Source organism: Bradyrhizobium sp. NBAIM08, from assembly GCF_020193935.1.
In the GTDB taxonomy this organism is placed as follows: Bacteria; Pseudomonadota; Alphaproteobacteria; order Rhizobiales; family Xanthobacteraceae; genus Bradyrhizobium; species Bradyrhizobium yuanmingense.
Genome location: NZ_JADYVR010000006.1, coordinates 326,559 through 343,760 on the forward strand (window position 1 = coordinate 326,559; position 17,202 = coordinate 343,760).

A 17,202-nucleotide genomic window follows, 5' to 3' on the forward strand; every position below is an offset into this window, starting at 1 on the left:
CTGCAAACGTTTTGCGGCTTGAAAGGGCGTCATGACCAAGAAATCCGCCGATCCCGCCAATGGTCACCCGCCGGCTGCGCGCCAGGTGCCGATGCGCGATTTCTCTCGCTCGCTGCCGATGTCGCTGCTGCGGGCCCGGGAAGCGGTGATGCGGCAGTTTCGTCCCTCGCTGCGCGAGCACGGCCTGACCGAGCAGCAATGGCGCATCCTGCGGGCGCTGGCGGCGATCGAGGCGGTCGAGGTCACGGAACTCGCGCGCACCGCGTTCCTGCTCGGGCCGAGCCTGTCGCGCATCCTGCGAGACCTCGAGGCGCGCAACCTGATCGAGCGCAAGACGGCGAAAGCCGACCAGCGCCGCAGCATGGTCTCGATCTCGAAGGAGGGGCTCAAGCTGATGGCGTCGGTCGCGCCGACGTCGGAAGCGATCTATGCCGAAATCACGCGGCGCTTCGGCGCACGCAAGCTCGCCGAATTGCAGGAGATGCTCGGCGAGCTCGAACGGAGCCTTGCGGGGCTCGGAGGCACAGATGATACCCTCGCGGAGGGATGAACCCTGATATGCGTGCGTGCGCGGCGAGAGCCATGGACATTCACGCTTTTTTTCGCTCAAAGTGCGGCCCAACCGATCCGCGGCGAAGTGAGAGCAACAGGGAAGGAAAGGCAACGTGGCCAATAAAGTCAAAGAGATCTGGAAGTCGGGCAAGGCGGTCGTCAACGCGTGGCTTGCCATTCCCTCCGGCTTCTCGGCCGAGATGATCGCGCAATGCGGCTTCGACAGCGTCACGGTCGACATGCAGCATGGCGTGCAGGACTATCTCTCGATGGTGCAGTGCTTCCAGGCCATGGACAAGCATCCGGTCACCCCGATGGTCCGCGTGCCCTGGAACGAGCCCGGCATCATCGGCAAGGTGCTCGACGGCGGCGCCTATGGCGTGATCTGCCCGATGGTCAACACGCCGCAGGAAGCCAGGAACCTGGTCTCCTATTCGAAATATCCGCCCAAGGGCGTGCGCTCCAACGGTCCGATCCGCGCCGGCATGTACGGCACCGCCGGCTCCTATCAGAAGACGGCCAACGACGAGATCGTGCTGCTGCCGATGATGGAGACGCGGACCGCGGTCGAGAACATGGAAGCGATCCTCGACGTCGAAGGCATCGACGGCGTCTATATCGGCCCGTCCGATCTCGGCTTCTCCTACGGCCTCGAGCCCAAGCTCGACCGCAGCGAGCCCGAGATCCTCGCGATCTACGAGAAGATCATCAAGGAATGCGGCAAGCGCGGCCTCAACCCGGGCATCCATTGCAGCGGCGCCGAAGGCGCAGCGCGCGCCATCAACATGGGCTTCAAGCTGGTGACGCTGTCCAATGAAGTCGGCCTGATGACGACCTACGCCAAGATGCAGGTGAACGCCACCCGCAAGGAATCGGGCGGCAAGGCCTGAGAAACTCGCGAATGGCGAATGGGGAGTAGCGAATAGGGCTACTCCCTTTTCCATTCGCCACTCGCCATTCGCTATTCGCTATTCGCCTCCGAAGGAGACTCCCATGACCATCAGCCCCGTCATCCGCCTGCATCCCGATGATGGCGTGGTGATCGCGCGCGCGAGCTTGCCGCCGGGCACATTGGTGGCCGACGGCGTGACCGCGGTCGATCGCATTCCCTCCGGCCACAAGGTCGCGATCAAGCCGATCGCCGAAGGTGAGCCGATCAGGCGCTACGGTCAGATCATCGGCTTTGCCACGCAAGCGATCGCGCCGGGCCAGCACGTGCACGTGCAGAATTGCGGCATGGGTGATTTCGCCAAGGACTATGCCTATTGCGCCGACGTCAAGCCGACGCCGAACTTCGACCTGCCGGCGACGTTCGAAGGCATCCGCCGTTCGGACGGCCGCGTCGCCACGCGCAATTATATCGGCATCCTCACCTCGGTGAATTGCAGTGCGCATGTCGCGAGCCTCGTCGCCGACGTCTTCAAGAAGAATCCCTTCACCGGCGACAATCCGCTCGCCGATTTCCCCAACGTCGACGGCGTGGTCGCGCTGACCCACAAGACCGGCTGCGGCATGACGCAGAACGAGCCGCTTGCATTGCTCCGCCGCACGCTCGGCGGCTATGCGAGGCACGTCAATTTCTCCCATGTCATCGTGCTCGGCCTCGGCTGCGAGGTGAACCAGATCGGCGGCCTGATGGAAGAGCAGAAGCTCGCCGGCCGCCTGCGCGCGATGGATATCCAAGAGGTCGGCGGCACCCGCAAGACGGTCGAAGCCGGCATCGCCTTCGTGCGCGAGGCGCTCGCCGATGCCAACAAGGTCAAGCGCGAGACGGTGCCGGCGAGCGAGCTCACCGTGGCGCTGCAATGCGGCGGCTCGGACGGCTATTCCGGGGTGTCGGCCAATCCTGCGCTCGGCGCGGCCAGCGACCTCATCGTGCGTCACGGCGGCACCGTGATCCTGTCGGAGACGCCGGAGACCTACGGTGCCGAGCATCTGTTGACGCGCCGCGCCGTCAGCCGCGAGGTCGGCGAGAAGCTGGTCGACCTGATGCGCTGGTGGGACGAGTACACCGCGCGCGAAGGCGCCGAGATGAACGCCAATCCGAGCCCCGGCAACAAGGCCGGCGGCCTCACCACCATTCTGGAGAAGTCGCTCGGTGCGATGGCGAAGGCCGGCACCACCAACCTCGTCGAGGTGCTGCGCTACGCCGAGCCCGTCACCAAGAAGGGGTTCGTGTTCATGGACACGCCCGGCTACGACCCCGTGGCCGCGACCGGGCAGGTCGCAGGAGGTGCCAACCTCGTCTGCTTCACCACGGGCCGCGGCAGTGTGTTCGGCTGCAAGCCGGCGCCGTCGATCAAGCTCGCCACCAACACGCCCATGTACAGGCGCATGGAAGAGGACATGGACGTCAATTGCGGCACCATCCTCGAAGGCGAGGAGAGCGTCGAACAATGCGGCCAGCGCATCTTCGATCTCATCCTCAAGACCGCCTCGGGCCAGCCGACCAAGAGCGAGAGCTTCGATTTCGGCGGCGCCGAGTTCGCGCCCTGGGTGCTCGGCGCGACGATGTAGTCTCGCGTCGCGCGAGAATCGCCACGCGGCGCGATCAAGAGCCGCCGGTATCCGATGATGGCAACCGGAATCGGAGCGCGTGTGGCGATCCGAAATGCAACGGCCGTTCGCTACGTAATGATACGTAGGTGAGCGCCTGCCGTAAAAAGTTCCCGGCTTACACCTGGTTAACATAGTTGCCCTAGACAGGAGTGTGATGCGGCTTCACAGCGTGGTGGGGCCGGCGTGACTTGAGGATCGAGCCGATGCAAGCGATACGTCCCACTGGGGTGGAAAATCTCCTCGGTGAGGAGGAGCTGATCGTATCGAAGACCGATCTCAAAGGCCGCATCACCTACGCCAACGACGTCTTCATCCGCATGGCGAAGTACTCGCGGAAGGAGCTGATGGGCGCGCCCCACAGCCTGATCCGCCATCCCGACATGCCGCGCGCCGTCTTCAAGCTGCTCTGGGATACGCTGCAGTCGAAGCAGGAGATCTTCGCCTACGTCGTCAACCTGGCGAAGGACGGCAGTCACTATTGGGTATTCGCCCACGTCACGCCGACATTCGACGAGCGCGGCAACATCGTCGGCTATCACTCCAACCGTCGCAAGCCGGATCCCGCGCAGATCGAGCGGATCAAGCCGATCTACAAGACGCTGTGCACTGAGGAGGCGCGGCATGCCAATGCCAAGGAGGGCATGCAGGCGAGCTTCGAGGCGATGGTCGGGCTGCTCAAGCAACAGGGTGTCGGTTACGATGAATTTGTGCTCTCTCTCTAAGGCGCAGGGAGCAACCGCGCTCGCGTGTGGTCTTGCCGTCCTTGCGTTCGTTCTCTCGCTGCTCGGCATGACCGGGATCGCGAGTGCCGCTTCTCTCGGCGCGACGATCGCGCTCTCCGGCTATGCCGTCTGGTGCCAGCACCGCACCGCGATTGCCGTCGACGAGGTCGCCGATGTGTGCCGCAAGGCGGCGCGCGGCGATCTCGAGGCTCGGATCATGAGCGCCCGGCAGGCGGGACGCATCGGTGCGATCCAGAAATCCGTCAACGACATGCTCGACATCGCCGACGCCTTCGTACGCGAGGCCTCGGCCTCGATGGACTACGCCAGCCGCGGCAAGTATTTCCGCAAGATCCTCGCGCGCGGTCTGCCCGGCTCGTTCCGCCGCTCGGCGGTCGTGATCAATGCCGGCACCGACAGCCTCGGCCGCCGCGTCGAGGAGATCGCCGGCCTCGCGCGACAGTTCGGCACGCATCTCGATGCAGTTGCAGGCGGCCTCATGGGTGCCGCGACCGATCTCGAATCCGATGCCGGCCAGATGGCGGCCGCGGCCGAGAAGACCAGCCGGCAGACCTCGGGTGTGCTCAGTGCCTCCGACCAGGCCTCGCGCAACGTCTCCACCGTCGCCAGCGCCGCGGAGCAGCTCGCATCGTCGATCGCCGAGATCACCCGCCAGGTGGCCGGCTCGACCGCGAGCACGGGACGGGCGGTGAACGAAGCCAATCGCGCCGGCAGCGAGATCCGTAACCTTGCGGACGCCGCGATGCAGATCGGCGACGTCGTCAAGCTGATCAGCGAGATCGCCTCGCAGACCAACCTGCTCGCGCTCAACGCCACGATCGAGGCGGCCCGTGCGGGCGACGCCGGCCGCGGCTTCGCCGTGGTGGCTTCCGAGGTCAAGAGCCTCGCCAACCAGACCGCGAAAGCGACCGAGGAGATCAGCGCCAAGGTCGGCGAGATGCAGCAATCGACCACCACTTCGGTCGCGGCCGTCGAGGCGATCGCGCAGACCATCGCCGAGATCGACGGCATTACGGCGAGCATTGCCGCCTCGATCGAGCAGCAGGGTGCCGCGACGCGCGAGATCGCCCGCAACGTTCAAGAAGCCTCCGCCGGCACCTCGCAGGTCTCCTCCAACGTGACGGGCATCAGCGAAGCCGCCGCCGACACCGGCCGTGTGGCTGCCCGCGTCAACAGCGCCTCCGAACGCGTCCACGGCGAAGTCGAGACGCTCCGCCGCGAAGTGACCCAATTCCTGCAAAGGCTGACCTCGGCGGCGTAGGGCTTTCAAACCCTCTCCCCTTGTGGGAGAGGGTGGCTTCGCTGAAAGCGAAGCCGGGTGAGGGGTCTCTATCCTCACGAGCGGTTTTGCGGGTTGAGAGAGACCCCTCATCCGGCGCTTCGCGCCACCTTCTCCCACAAGGGGAGAAGGGAAGAGCCTCGCCGGCGCGGCCCAATAACAACCACCATCACCCGCCCCGCACCTTACCTAGGCACCCCGTGCCCGTTGTTAGTGCTTGATCGCGTTCACCTCAGGTGTTCTGCTCAAAAAAGCTGCTGGAGCACCGCAACCCGTGTCGATCTACGTCGCGCTACACCACGTCACGCACTACAAATACGACCGTCCGATCGACCTTGGCCCGCAGACCATCCGGCTGCGGCCGGCCCCACATACACGCACGCCGATCCTGAGCTATTCGCTCAAGGTCACGCCTTCCAATCATTTCGTGAACTGGCAGCAGGACCCGCAGGGCAACTGGCTGGCGCGCTACGTCTTTCCGGAGAAGACCACCGAGCTGAAATTCGAGGTCGACTTCACGGCGCAGATGACGGTGGTCAACCCGTTCGACTTCTTCGTCGAGCCCTATGCCGACAGCTTCCCGTTCGACTATCCCAAGGATCTGAAGACGGAGCTCGCGCCTTATCTCGAGACCATCAAGCCCGACCGCTTGTTCGCCAAGTTCCTCGATTCGATCCCGCACGAGGCCCCGAACACGGTCAATTTCCTGGTCGACCTCAATCGCGAGATCCAAAAGAAGGTCCGCTACATCATCCGCATGGAGCCGGGCGTGCAGACGCCGGAGGAGACGCTTGTCTCCGGCGCGGGCTCATGCCGCGACTCCGCCTGGCTCTTGATCCAGACCTTGCGCCATCTCGGGCTCGCCGCCCGCTTCGTCTCGGGCTATCTGGTCCAGATCCGTCCCGACATCGATCCGATCGAGGGGCCACCGGAAGTCGAGAACGATTTTACCGATCTGCACGCCTGGGCCGAGGTCTATCTGCCGGGTGCAGGCTGGATCGGGTTCGACGCGACCTCGGGCATGCTCGCAGGCGAGGGGCACATCCCGGTCGCAGCCACGCCGCACTACCGTTCGGCGGCGCCGATCTCCGGCGGGGCCGGCTTTGCCGAGGTCGAGTTTTCCTTCGACATGAGCGTGAGGCGCATCCGCGAGGCGCCGCGCATCACAAAGCCGTTCTCCGACGAATCCTGGGCGCGCCTCGACGATCTCGGCGAGCAGGTCGATGGCGATCTCGCCAGCGCCGACGTGCGCCTCACCATGGGCGGCGAGCCGACCTTCGTCTCGGTCGACGATCTCGAGGCGGGCGAGTGGAATACGGAGGCCGTCGGCCCGACCAAGCGCGCGCTCGGCGACGATCTGATCCGCCGCCTGCGCACGCGCTTCGCGCCGGGCGGGCTGCTGCATTACGGCCAGGGCAAATGGTATCCGGGCGAGAGCCTGCCGCGCTGGGCCTTCGGCCTGTACTGGCGCAAGGACGGCGTGCCGATCTGGAAGAACGCCAACCTCATTGCCAGAATCGAGAAGCCCAGGAGACCGGAGGTCAAGGATGCCGAGGCCTTCATGGAAGGCACGGCGGCGCGGCTCGGCGTCGACCTCGGCTACATCATGCCGGCCTATGAGGATCCCGCCTATTGGCTGCAGAAGGAAGCGGAGCTTCCGGTCAACGTCGATCCCGCCGATTCCAAGCTGTCCGATCCCGAAGCGCGCGCACGCATGGCGCGGGTGTTCGACCAGGGCCTGAATACGCCCCGCGGCTTCGTGCTGCCGGTGCAGCGCTGGAACGCGCCGCCGCGCTGGCGTAGCGAGCGATGGCAACTCCGGCGCAATCATCTGTTCCTGACGCCGGGCGATTCGCCTCTCGGTTTGCGCCTGCCGATCGGCTCGCTCGGCTACGTCCCGCCCAACCAATATCCCTACATCGTCGAGCAGGACCCGATGGAGGCGCGGGACAAGCTGCCGGTGTTCACGCTCGCCGCGCGTCCGGAATCCCCGCCGCGGGCGGCGCCCGAGCAGCTCAACACCTCCGTTCCGGTGCGCACCGCGATGTCGGTCGAAGTCCGCGACGGCGTGATCTGCGCCTTCATGCCGCCGGTCGAGCGCATCGAGGATTATCTCGAACTGGTTGCCGCGCTCGAAGCCACCGCGGAGGAGATGCAGCTTCCGGTTCATGTCGAGGGTTATCCGCCGCCGTTCGATCCGCGGATCGAGGTGATCAAGGTGACGCCCGACCCCGGTGTCATCGAGATCAACATCCAGCCGGCCAAGAGCTGGCGCGATGCGGTCGAGATCACCACCGGCCTCTACGAGGATGCGGCCAAGGTCCGCCTCGGCGCCAACCGTTTCTTGGTCGACGGCCGTCACACCGGCACCGGGGGCGGCAATCACGTCGTGGTCGGCGGCTCCTCACCGCAGGACTCGCCGTTCCTGCGCCGGCCCGATCTTCTGAAGAGCCTGGTGCTGTATTGGCAGCGCCATCCGGCGCTGTCCTATTTCTTCTCCGGTCTTTTTATCGGCCCGACCAGCCAGGCGCCGCGCATCGACGAGGCGCGCCACGACAGCATCTACGAGCTCGAGATCGCGCTCTCGCACGTGCCGCCGCCCAGCTACCAGACGCCGCTCTGGCTGGTGGACCGGCTGTTCCGGCATCTATTGGTCGACATCACCGGCAACACCCACCGCGCCGAGATCTGCATCGACAAGCTCTATTCGCCGGAAGGAACGACGGGCCGGCTCGGCCTCGTCGAATTCCGCGCGCTCGAAATGCCGCCGGATCCACGCATGTCGCTGGCGCAGCAGCTCCTGATCCGCGCGCTGATCGCAAAGTTCTGGCGTGAGCCGCTGAGCGGCAAGTTCGTGCGCTGGGGCACCGCGCTGCACGACCGCTTCATGCTGCCGCATTTCATCTGGGAAGATTTTCTCGATGTGCTCGGCGAGCTCAAGCAATCGGGCTATCCGTTCGAGCCGGAATGGTATCTGGCCCAGCTCGAATTCCGCTTTCCCGCTTTCGGCCGCATCCACCATGGCGGCGTGACGCTGGAGCTGCGGCAGGCGCTGGAGCCCTGGCACGTGCTCGGTGAGGAGGGCTCGGCCGGCGGCACCGTGCGCTATGTCGATAGCTCGGTCGAGCGGCTCCAGGTCAAGGCCGAAGGCTTCGTCGAGGGCCGCCACGTCGTCACCTGCAACGGCCGCCGCCTGCCGATGACCCCGACCGGCCGCTCCGGCGAGGCTGTGGCTGCCGTCCGCTTCAAGGCCTGGCAGCCGGCCTCCGGCCTGCACCCGACCATCCCCGTGCACGCGCCGCTGACCTTTGACCTGATCGATACCTGGAACGGCCGCTCGCTCGGCGGCTGCGTCTACCACGTCGCCCATCCTGGCGGGCGCAACTACGACACCAAGCCGGTCAATACCTACGAGGCCGAGGCCCGGCGGCTGGCGCGCTTCCAGGACCACGGCCACACCCCGGGTCCGATGCAGCCGCCGCCTGAGGAACGCACAAATGAATTTCCGCTGACCCTCGACTTGCGGACCCCGCTCCTGCAATGAGTATGATGGTGGGGGAGGGAAAGGCCCATGGGCGAGGGCGCAGCCGAAGACAACGACCAGGCGGGCAGGGCAAATGCCCAGCAGCGGATTGCGCAGTGGGTCCGCGACTATAGCCGCCTGCCCGGCATCCCCGACGAGTTCCTGGGGCCCGACGGTGCGCCGCGCGCGGTCTGGAGCCGCTTCTTCGACGCCTTCGGCGCGCTGGCGCCCGACGAGATCGAGCGCCGCTTCGGCATGGCCGATCGCCATCTCCGCGAGGCCGGCGTCACCTACCGCGCGCCCGGCGATAGCGCCGACCGGCCCTGGTCGATCAGCCATCTGCCGCTTTTGATCGACGAGGCCGACTGGCAGCAGCTTTGCGCCGGCATCACCCAGCGCGCCGAGCTGCTCGAGCGCGTGCTGCGCGACATTTATGGCGAGGGGCGCCTCGTGGCCGAAGGCGCGCTCCCGGCCGCGGCGATCGCCGGCAGTCCCGAATATCTCCGTCCGGTCTGCGGCGTGCCGCCGCCCGGCGGACGTTATCTCTCGATCTATGCCGCCGATGTCGGCCGCGGGCCCGACGGCCGCTGGTGGGTGCTCGGCGACCGCACCCAGGCGCCATCAGGTGCGGGCTACGCGCTGGAGAACCGCCTGGTGCTGTCGCGCGCCTTCTCCGATCTCTACAAGTCGATGAACGTGCCGCGCGTCGCGCCGTTCTTCGAGGCGTTCCGCGACAGCTTGCGCGCGCGCGCCGATCGCGACGAGCCCAGGATCGGCGTGCTCACCCCCGGCAGCTTCAGCGAGACCTATTTCGAGCACGCGACGCTGGCGCGCTATCTCGGCTTCCTGCTGGTCGAGGGCGACGATCTCGCGGTCAGCGACGACCGCGTCCACATCCGCACCGTCGCCGGCCTGAAGCGGCTGGATGTGCTGTTGCGCCGGGTCGATTCCAACTCGCTCGACCCGCTCGAGCTCGATGCCTCCTCCCGGCTCGGTGTGCCCGGCCTGATCGACGTGCTGCGCAAGGACGGCGTCGTCGTCGCCAACATGCCGGGCTCGGGCGTTTTGGAGGCGCGGGCGCTGCTCGGCTTCCTGCCGGCGCTGAGCCGCCGCCTGCTCGGCGAAGACCTGAAGATGCCGCACATCGCGACCTGGTGGTGCGGCCAGCGCGTGGCGCGCGACGAGGTGCTGGCGCGGCTCGACGAGGTCGCGATCGAAGGCGCCTATCGGCGCGGCGTTCCCGGTTTCGACAGCAATGGTCCGGTGCTCGCGAGCGAGCTCGACGCCAGCGGACGGCAGCGCCTGATCGATGCGATCAGCGCGCGCGGCATGGACTATGTCGGCCAGGAGGTGGTGCGGCTCTCGACCATGCCGGTGTGGGAGCACGGGCAGCTCACGCCGCGTCCCTTCGTGCTGCGCGTGTTCGCGGCCGCCACGCCGGACGGCTGGGCCATCATGCCCGGCGGCTTCTGCCGGATCGCCGAGCAGCCGGACGCGCGCGCGGTGTCGATGGGCGACGGCGCGCGCGCCGCCGACGTCTGGGTCGTCTCCGACAAGCAGGTCGCGACCGCGACGCTGCTGCCGGCGACCGACAAGGTGCGCATCCGCCGCATCGCTGGCGTGCTGCCGAGCCGCGCCGCCGACAATCTGTTCTGGCTCGGCCGCTATCTCGAGCGCGCCGAGGCGACGCTGCGGCTGGTGCGCGCTTTGGGCTCGCCGAGCGGGCCGAACAAGGGCACGGCGGCCTCGGTGCAATCGGCCGAACGCATCCAGCGCCTCCTTGTCGCCTGGGGCGCGGTCTCGCAATCCTCGCGCACGGCCGCGGGGCGTATCGTCGCCGAAGCGCTGCAGGGCGCGGAGCGTTTCGGCTCGGCCCTGTCGCTGGTGAGGGCGGCGCAGCGCACGGCGACCTCCTTGCGCGAGCGGCTGTCGCCCGATGCCTGGCAGGTGATCACCGAGATGGCCGAGCGCCTCGCCATCGAGGTGGAGGACGACGACAGCGTGCTGAGCGCCGCCGAGCTGACCCTGCAGGAGCTGGCGAGCTTCGCAGGCCTCGCGCAGGAGAACATGAACCGCGCCGCCGGCTGGCGCTTTCTCGATATCGGCCGCCGCATCGAGCGCGCCATCAACACCACGCGCTTCACCCGCCAGTTCGCCTATGACGAGGCCGGCGACGAGGATCTCGACATCCTGCTGACGCTGGTGGATTGCCAGATCACCTACCGCTCGCGTTATCTGCTGGCGCCCATTCTGGCCCCGGTGCGCGACCTCGCGGTGCTCGACGGCTACAATCCGCGTTCGGTGGCGTTTCAGGTGACGACGCTGAACGAGCACATTGCGGCGCTGCCGAGCCTGAAGGAGCATGGCCTGATCGAGAAACCGCAGCGTCTCGCCGTGGCGATGCAGGCGATGCTCGCGACCGCCGAGGCCGAGAAGCTCGAGGTCAAGACGCTGTTCGCCCTGGAGCAGGATCTGCTCAGCCTCGGCGAGGCGATCGGGCAGCACTACTTCCCGCACGGTCCCAATGCCAGCCGGCCGGAAAAGCTGACGGGGCTGGCGTGATCTACGACATCCGTCACGTCACCACCTACGAGTACGAGAATCCCGTCAGCTTCGCCCGCTGCACGCTGCGGCTGGAGCCCAGAAGCGGCGGCGGCCAGGAACTGATCTCGCACGAGGTCGAGATCCATCCGCGCCCGGCCGAGCGCAATGTGCGGCGCGACTTCTTCGGCACGTTGACCGAGAGCGTGACGATCGAAGCCGCGCATCGCAATCTGCGCATCGACTCGCGCTCGCGTGTCTCGGTGTCGCGCAAACCGCCGGCGCGAGATGCGGTCAGCCCGCCCTGGGAGAGCGTCCGCGACACCGCGTTCGAAGCCACCAGCCTCGGGCCGTCCTCGCCGGTCGGTTATGTCTTTGCCAGCCCCCTGGTGCCGGTGCTGCGCCCGGTCAGCGCCTATGCGGGGATGAGCTTTCCGCCCGGCGCGGGCATCCTCGCCGGCGCCGTCGACCTGATGCGACGCATCCGCGGCGAATTCCGCTACGATCCGAAGGCGACCGTGATCTCGACGCCGCTCGACGAGGTCTTCGACAAGCGTCACGGCGTCTGCCAGGACTTTGCCCATGTCATGATTGCCGGGCTGCGCGGGCTCGGCCTGCCGGCGGCCTATGTCAGCGGCTATCTGCGCACCATTCCGCCGCCGGGCCAGCCGCGGCTGCAAGGTGCCGACGCCACCCATGCCTGGGTGTCGCTCTGGTGCGGGGCCGAGCTTGGCTGGATCGATCTCGATCCGACCAACGATCTCCTCATCGGCAACGATCACATCGTGCTCGCAATGGGACGCGATTTTTCCGACGTCTCGCCGGTCGACGGCATCATCGTCGGCTCGCCCAAGCAGAAGCTCGGCGTCGCCGTCGACGTGCAGCTGGTGGAGTAGGGTGGGTACGTCAGCCTCTTCGATGCAGCACAACCACATGCCCAGGAGTGGCGTATGCCACCCTCTTTACAGCGCTAAGCGGTCAGCACGTCTTCGATCCGGATCGGCAGGGTGCGGACGCGCTTGCCGGTCGCATGAAAGACGGCGTTTGCGATCGCGGGGGCGATACCGACCAGGGCGATTTCGCCGAGACCCTTGACCCCGAGTTCATTGACGTGCGGATCAGCCTCCTCGACGAAGTGCGCTTCGATCTGGGGAATGTCCAGGTTGACGGGCATCAGGTAGTCGGCCATGTGAGCGTTGACCGGCCGGCCGTCGCGCGCGTCGAGAACGGTGCGCTCCATCAGCGCCATACCGATGCCGCCGACCATGCCGCCGGTGCATTGGCTGTGGGCGAGACGCGGGTTGACGACGCGGCCGATGCCATAGGCGCCGACCGCGCGGCGAACGCGGATCGTGCCGACGTCGGGATCGACGGCGACCTCGACGAAGACGGCGCCGAACGAGTGCATCGAGAACCTGGCGGCAGCCTCGGGATCCCGTTGAGACGACGCCGTGGCTTCGATCGGCCGATCGTTCCGGCTCTTCGCGGCCTGTTCTCGCACGGCGATGCAGGCAGCGCGGATCGCGGAGCCCACCGAGGCCATGGTCCAAGAGCCGCCGTGGGATGGGGCAGGCGGATAATCGGAGCGACCAAGGCTGAAGCGCACCTTTTCGACAGGGAGCCCGAGAGTCTCGGCGGCGACCTGCGTCATCGACGTATAGGTGCCCGGACCCATGTCGCTGGCCGCGATCTCGACCTCGGCTGTCCCGTCCCGAAGCAGCCGCGCCCGCGCGGTGGCCGGCGCGTGAAAGGCCGGATAGCTTGCCGAGGCTACTCCCATCCCGATCAGCAGGCGGCCGTCGCGCATCGAGCGCGGTTCGGGCGTACGGCGCGACCAGCCGAACCGTTCGGCCCCGAGATCGTAGCATTTCATCAGCGATCGGCTGGAGAAGGGCTTGTTTTCTCCCTCGTCGATCTCCGGCTCGTTCCGGCGCCGCAGATCGATCGGATCCAGGCGGAGCTTATAAGCCAACTCGTCCATGGCGCATTCGAGCGCGAAAACGCCGCTGGCCTCGCCAGGGCCACGCATGTGGTTTGGCGTTCCGGTATCGAGCGGGACCAGACGGTAGCGCGTCCGCACGTTGGGCGAGGAGTAGAGGAACGTCGTGACCGAGGTCAGAGCTTCCATGAATTCTTCGTAGCGACTGGTCTCGCCCGTGCCTTCGTGCACCACGCTGATGAGCGTTCCGTCCGCCGTGGCGCCGAGAGCGATCCTCTGCACCGTGCGCGGCCGATGTCCGGTGGTGAAGAACATCTGCTTACGCGTCAGGACGAGCTTCACCGGGCGCCCCACGTGCCGGGCGGCCATGGCCGCGAGCGTCACATGGGGCCAGGTTCTGAGCGAGGTCCCGAAGGCCCCGCCGATGAACGGGCAGATGACCGTCACTTTTTCGGGCGACAGACCGAAGATCGCCGCGATCTCGGCCTGCTCGTTGACGACGAACTGGCTCTTGCTCCAAAGCGTCAGGCGGTCGCCGTTCCAGCTGGCGATCGTCGCATGCGGCTCCATCGGATTGTGGTTCTCGCGCGCGATGTCATAGGTCTCATCGACCTTCACCGGCGCGTCGGCCAGGGCCTTATCCGCACTTCCGCGCGCCTTGTCGGCGGGCAGCCGGGCGTCCGGCTGTTTGCCAGCCTCGGGCACGATGGGACGGGCTTCGGGACCTGCGGAATCGATGATTGGCCGCTCGGCCTTGTAGGTGAGGCGCAGCGCCGCGGCGGCGCGCTCCGCCTGCGCAATGGTTGCGGCAACGACGAGCGCCACCGGCTGTCCGTGGAAACGCACATGGTCGTCCTGCAGCACATGCAGCCGCTCGCCCGTCGCCGGATCGATGTAGCTCTTGTGCGGGCGGTACGCCAGGCGTGGCGCGTTGAGATGCGAGAGGACGGCGAGAACGCCCGGCATCTTCTCGACCGCCGCGCTGTCCACGCCGGTCACTCGTCCAAGCCCTATTGTGGCGCTGACGATCACGGCATAGGCCTGGCCGGGCTGATTAAAATCGGCCGCGTACCGCGCGGAGCCCGTGACCTTGGCACGGCCATCCACGCGGGGCAGCGGCTGTCCGATGACGCTGATGGTCATGCAATTCCTCCCGTCATTTCGAAGGCGCGGACGATCGTCCGCGGCAGGAGTTCGAGTTTGTAATGATTGCCGGACAGCGGGCGGGCCCCTTCCAACGCCGATCGGGCGGCCGCCTCAAACACCTGCCGGCCCGGTACCTTGCCGATCAGCGCCGCTTCCACCGCGCGCATGCGCCAAGGTCGGGTGCCAACCCCGCCAACCGCGAGCCGCGCGCCGCGGATCACGCCGTCCACGACGTCGAGCGCCGCTGCCGCGGAGACCAGCGCAAATTCGTAGGACGCGCGGTCGCGCACCTTGAGATAGCGCGCCCGGCGGCTATCAGGCCCCCCGGGGACCCGCACTTCAACGATGAGCTCGCCCGGCAGCAGCGTGTGTTCGAGATGGGGAGTGTCGCCGGGCAAGCGAAACAGCTCCTCGACCGGGAAAGTGCGCTCGCCCTTCGGCCCCCTGACCCGCATAGTGGCATCGAGCGCGACCAGCGCGACCGCAACGTCCGAGGGGTGCGTCGCCACGCAGTGATCGCTGGTGCCGAGAATGGCGTGACCGGCATTCAGGCCGTCGCGTGCGGCGCAACCCGAGCCAGGGCTGCGCTTGTTGCAGGATGCGTCGAGCATCCGAAAGTAGGGGCAGCGCACGCGCTGGAGCAGGTTGCCGCCGATCGAGGCCATGTTGCGCAGTTGCGGCGAGGCGCCCTCGATCAGGCTCTCGGAGATCAGCGGGTAAAGACGCTGAACATCGGAATGGGCGGCGATGTCGGCCATCCGCGCGAGCGCGCCGATGACGAGGTCGGACCGGTCGACGCGAATACCGGACAGCGGAAGCGCGTTGATGTCGACGAGCTGCTGTGGCTGCTCCACCTCGTCGCGCATGAGATCGACCAATGTCGTGCCGCCGGCGATGAGGCGGCCTCCGGAGGATGCGGCGGCGACGGCGGCCTCGATGGAGGTCACCTTCTCGATCGTGAACGGGAGCATGGTCAGATCCTCTTGGCGGCGTCGGCAACGGCGGCGACGATCCCGGGATACGCCCCGCAGCGACAGATATTGCCGCTCATCCAGAACCGAATGTCCTCCGGCGAGCCCGCATGGCCTTCGGCGATGCAGCCGACGGCCGACATGATCTGCCCGGGGGTACAGAAGCCGCACTGCAAGCCGTCGTGCTCGACGAATGCGCTCTGGAGCGGATGAAGCTCACCATTCTTCTCGAGACCCTCGATCGTCTCGACAATGGCCCCGTCATGCATCGCAGCCAGCGTCAGACACGACACGACCCGCCTGCCGTTGAGAAGGATGGTGCAAGCGCCGCAGGCGCCCTGATTGCAGCCCTTCTTCGTACCGGTGAGACCGAGATCTTCGCGCAGAAGGTCGAGCAGGGATTGCCGCGTATCCAAGTCGAGCTCCTGTCTCGTTCCGTTCACGTTCAGACGAACCCGTGCCGTCGATGCAGCGGGCTTGCTTTCGGATGCGGGTTGCGCGGTAACCTGGGGCACCACCGCCATGGCCGCTCCGCCGACAGTCAGCAGGAGCGAACGGCGCGATACTCCGCCCCGCGTGCTTTCGGTCTCAGCAGCGCCGGCGGCGAACGGTTCTTGGTTTGTCATGGTGGTCGGGATCCCCTCGGATGATCCGGCCCAGTAGGCCATGATCCCGACGGACGCACCGTTCCGATATTGCGGCGACTATCGCAATCTTGCGACGAAGTGGCGCCCGCGCCTGTGGACTCTGCTTCTCGCCCATCGCGGCCAAGGCAGCCCAGCTGTGAGTGGTAGACCGGGCGCAATGAGATCAAGCCCAACCCACGTGCCACTTGCCATCGGAGTTGTCTCGATACCGCGAAGTCAATCATGCGCACTATTTGTGCAATCAGCCAGACATTGCGACATTTCGACCGCAGCTTCCATTCCCGCCATGTCGTGAAACATGGTATGTCGATGAAGCGCCTGTCGCGGGTGCGGCCAAATATGACATAACCAAAGCGATGCCTGATCGAAATCCTTTTCAGACGATGGTCCGGCTGCTATCGGAAGCCCCGCCGCCTTTGGCACCCATCCAGTTAAACTGCGGCACACAACTTACTCATCGTTTTGTTCGCGGCACGCGTTATGGCTATGCCCCAGGCATGCCCGGACACCTTGTCGGCACCTACTATGGAGAGCCTCAGCACAGTGCGTGGACGGTTGAGCGACGGCGGCTCTCTGCCCCGCTGCGGCCGAATTCTATCACTGTGATTCCCGACCGGCATGATGGAGATTGGGAAGTTGAAGGACCGCTCCACGTGTCCCATGTCTATCTCACCAACGAACGACTGGAGCATTGCCGAACACTCATCGGTGGGCGAGGCAAGGTAGAGCTGGCGCCACGCGTCGGCAGCGAAGACGCTGTGACCTCACAGCTTCTTGCAATCCTCAGCGACCCCGACGTCATTGTCGATCCTTCGGCAAAGTTGCTGGTCGATCGCGCGGTTGACCTACTCTGCATCCAGCTATTGCGTTCGCACAGCATAGTGCAGCTGCCGCAGAGCCTCGCTTATACTCGCGGCGGGCTCGCGCGCTGGCAGCTCAGGCGTGTGACCGAATACATGCTGGCGCATCTCGACAAGCCGATCGGCCTTGACGAACTAGCGTCCCTGGTCGGCCGCAGCCGCTATCATTTTTGCTCGGCGTTCCGTCTCTCGACAGGATTGACGCCGCATGTCTGGCTAACTCGGCAACGCATGTTGCTTGCACAACGCCTGCTGAATGATCCAAATCTATCGATCAGTGAAGTTGCGCTCGCAGTCGGATATTCAACGCCGTCGGCTTTCGCCCAGACTTTCCGCAGAATTGTCGGCACGACGCCGCGAAATTTCCGCCGATCCTTGTAGCCTCACATCGGATGTCAGCTTCTGGCCCATCTCCGACCCGGGCGAGGACGCCAGCGCGCTG

General features: G+C 66.2%; 12 protein-coding genes. 9 read left to right on the forward strand and 3 right to left on the reverse strand.

Translation table 11 applies throughout. From position 1 onward, the window contains the following. Positions 1-31: 31 nt before the first annotated feature. The 8 genes from hpaR to I6F37_RS22515 all read left to right on the forward strand — a co-directional run bounded on the left by hpaR (position 32) and on the right by I6F37_RS22515 (position 12,093). Positions 32-550: a homoprotocatechuate degradation operon regulator HpaR gene (gene hpaR, locus I6F37_RS22480; RefSeq protein ID WP_036006169.1), complete on the forward strand. Its 519-nt coding sequence runs from the start codon at positions 32-34 to the stop codon at positions 548-550. Between the two features lie 115 nt (positions 551-665). Then, a complete protein-coding gene (locus I6F37_RS22485; RefSeq protein ID WP_100230151.1) occupies positions 666-1,442 on the forward strand; it encodes an HpcH/HpaI aldolase/citrate lyase family protein in 777 nt (258 codons plus the stop codon). Between the two features lie 103 nt (positions 1,443-1,545). After that, complete coding sequence (locus I6F37_RS22490) at positions 1,546-3,069, forward strand: UxaA family hydrolase (protein ID WP_225152728.1); 1,524 nt, start codon at positions 1,546-1,548, stop codon at positions 3,067-3,069. 245 nt (positions 3,070-3,314) lie between these two features. Next, the gene (locus I6F37_RS22495) at positions 3,315-3,833 is read left to right on the forward strand and encodes a PAS domain-containing protein (RefSeq protein WP_225152729.1); all 519 of its coding nucleotides are present in this window, start codon (positions 3,315-3,317) and stop codon (positions 3,831-3,833) included. After that, positions 3,811-5,115, forward strand: a complete 1,305-nt coding sequence (locus I6F37_RS22500) for a methyl-accepting chemotaxis protein (RefSeq protein WP_225152730.1) — start codon at positions 3,811-3,813, stop codon at positions 5,113-5,115. The genes I6F37_RS22495 and I6F37_RS22500 overlap by 23 nt, the downstream gene beginning before the upstream one ends. 292 nt (positions 5,116-5,407) lie before the next feature. Beyond that, on the forward strand, positions 5,408-8,677 hold the full coding sequence (locus I6F37_RS22505) for a transglutaminase family protein (protein WP_225152731.1): 3,270 nt from the start codon (positions 5,408-5,410) through the stop codon (positions 8,675-8,677). A 27-nt stretch (positions 8,678-8,704) separates the two neighbouring features. After that, positions 8,705-11,218 carry a circularly permuted type 2 ATP-grasp protein gene (locus I6F37_RS22510; protein ID WP_109144443.1) on the forward strand — a complete coding sequence of 838 codons (2,514 nt, stop codon included), beginning with the start codon at positions 8,705-8,707 and terminating at the stop codon, positions 11,216-11,218. Beyond that, on the forward strand, positions 11,215-12,093 hold the full coding sequence (locus tag I6F37_RS22515; protein ID WP_225152732.1) for a transglutaminase family protein: 879 nt from the start codon (positions 11,215-11,217) through the stop codon (positions 12,091-12,093). Before I6F37_RS22510 ends, I6F37_RS22515 begins: the two co-directional genes overlap by 4 nt. Before the next feature lie 74 nt (positions 12,094-12,167). Here I6F37_RS22515 and I6F37_RS22520 read toward each other — a convergent pair whose 3' ends face one another. The 3 genes from I6F37_RS22520 to I6F37_RS22530 are packed head-to-tail and all read right to left on the reverse strand — an operon-like array spanning position 12,168 to position 15,777. Beyond that, positions 12,168-14,279: a xanthine dehydrogenase family protein molybdopterin-binding subunit gene (locus I6F37_RS22520; protein ID WP_036006150.1), complete on the reverse strand. Its 2,112-nt coding sequence runs from the start codon at positions 14,277-14,279 to the stop codon at positions 12,168-12,170. After that, positions 14,276-15,253 (reverse strand): xanthine dehydrogenase family protein subunit M, encoded by a 978-nt coding sequence (locus I6F37_RS22525; protein ID WP_036006148.1) that lies wholly within the window; start codon positions 15,251-15,253, stop codon positions 14,276-14,278. Before I6F37_RS22525 ends, I6F37_RS22520 begins: the two co-directional genes overlap by 4 nt. 2 nt (positions 15,254-15,255) lie before the next feature. Continuing rightward, a complete protein-coding gene (locus I6F37_RS22530; protein WP_225152818.1) occupies positions 15,256-15,777 on the reverse strand; it encodes a (2Fe-2S)-binding protein in 522 nt (173 codons plus the stop codon). Between the two features lie 776 nt (positions 15,778-16,553). Here I6F37_RS22530 and I6F37_RS45945 point away from each other — a divergent pair. Continuing rightward, the gene (locus I6F37_RS45945) at positions 16,554-17,141 is read left to right on the forward strand and encodes a helix-turn-helix domain-containing protein (RefSeq protein WP_051056896.1); all 588 of its coding nucleotides are present in this window, start codon (positions 16,554-16,556) and stop codon (positions 17,139-17,141) included. The last annotated feature ends 61 nt before the right edge of the window (positions 17,142-17,202 follow it).

Excerpts from the sequence above, each read along its gene's own strand:
- hpaR (WP_036006169.1), top strand. The coding sequence starts at position 32 with ATGACCAAGAAATCCGCCGATCCCGCCAATGGTCACCCGCCGGCTGCG.
- I6F37_RS22490 (WP_225152728.1), top strand. The coding sequence starts at position 1,546 with ATGACCATCAGCCCCGTCATCCGCCTGCATCCCGATGATGGCGTGGTG.
- I6F37_RS22495 (WP_225152729.1), top strand. The coding sequence starts at position 3,315 with ATGCAAGCGATACGTCCCACTGGGGTGGAAAATCTCCTCGGTGAGGAG.
- I6F37_RS22500 (WP_225152730.1), top strand. The coding sequence starts at position 3,811 with ATGAATTTGTGCTCTCTCTCTAAGGCGCAGGGAGCAACCGCGCTCGCG.
- I6F37_RS22510 (WP_109144443.1), top strand. The coding sequence starts at position 8,705 with ATGGGCGAGGGCGCAGCCGAAGACAACGACCAGGCGGGCAGGGCAAAT.
- I6F37_RS22520 (WP_036006150.1), bottom strand. The coding sequence starts at position 14,279 with ATGACCATCAGCGTCATCGGACAGCCGCTGCCCCGCGTGGATGGCCGT.
- I6F37_RS22525 (WP_036006148.1), bottom strand. The coding sequence starts at position 15,253 with ATGCTCCCGTTCACGATCGAGAAGGTGACCTCCATCGAGGCCGCCGTC.
- I6F37_RS22530 (WP_225152818.1), bottom strand. The coding sequence starts at position 15,777 with ATGGCGGTGGTGCCCCAGGTTACCGCGCAACCCGCATCCGAAAGCAAG.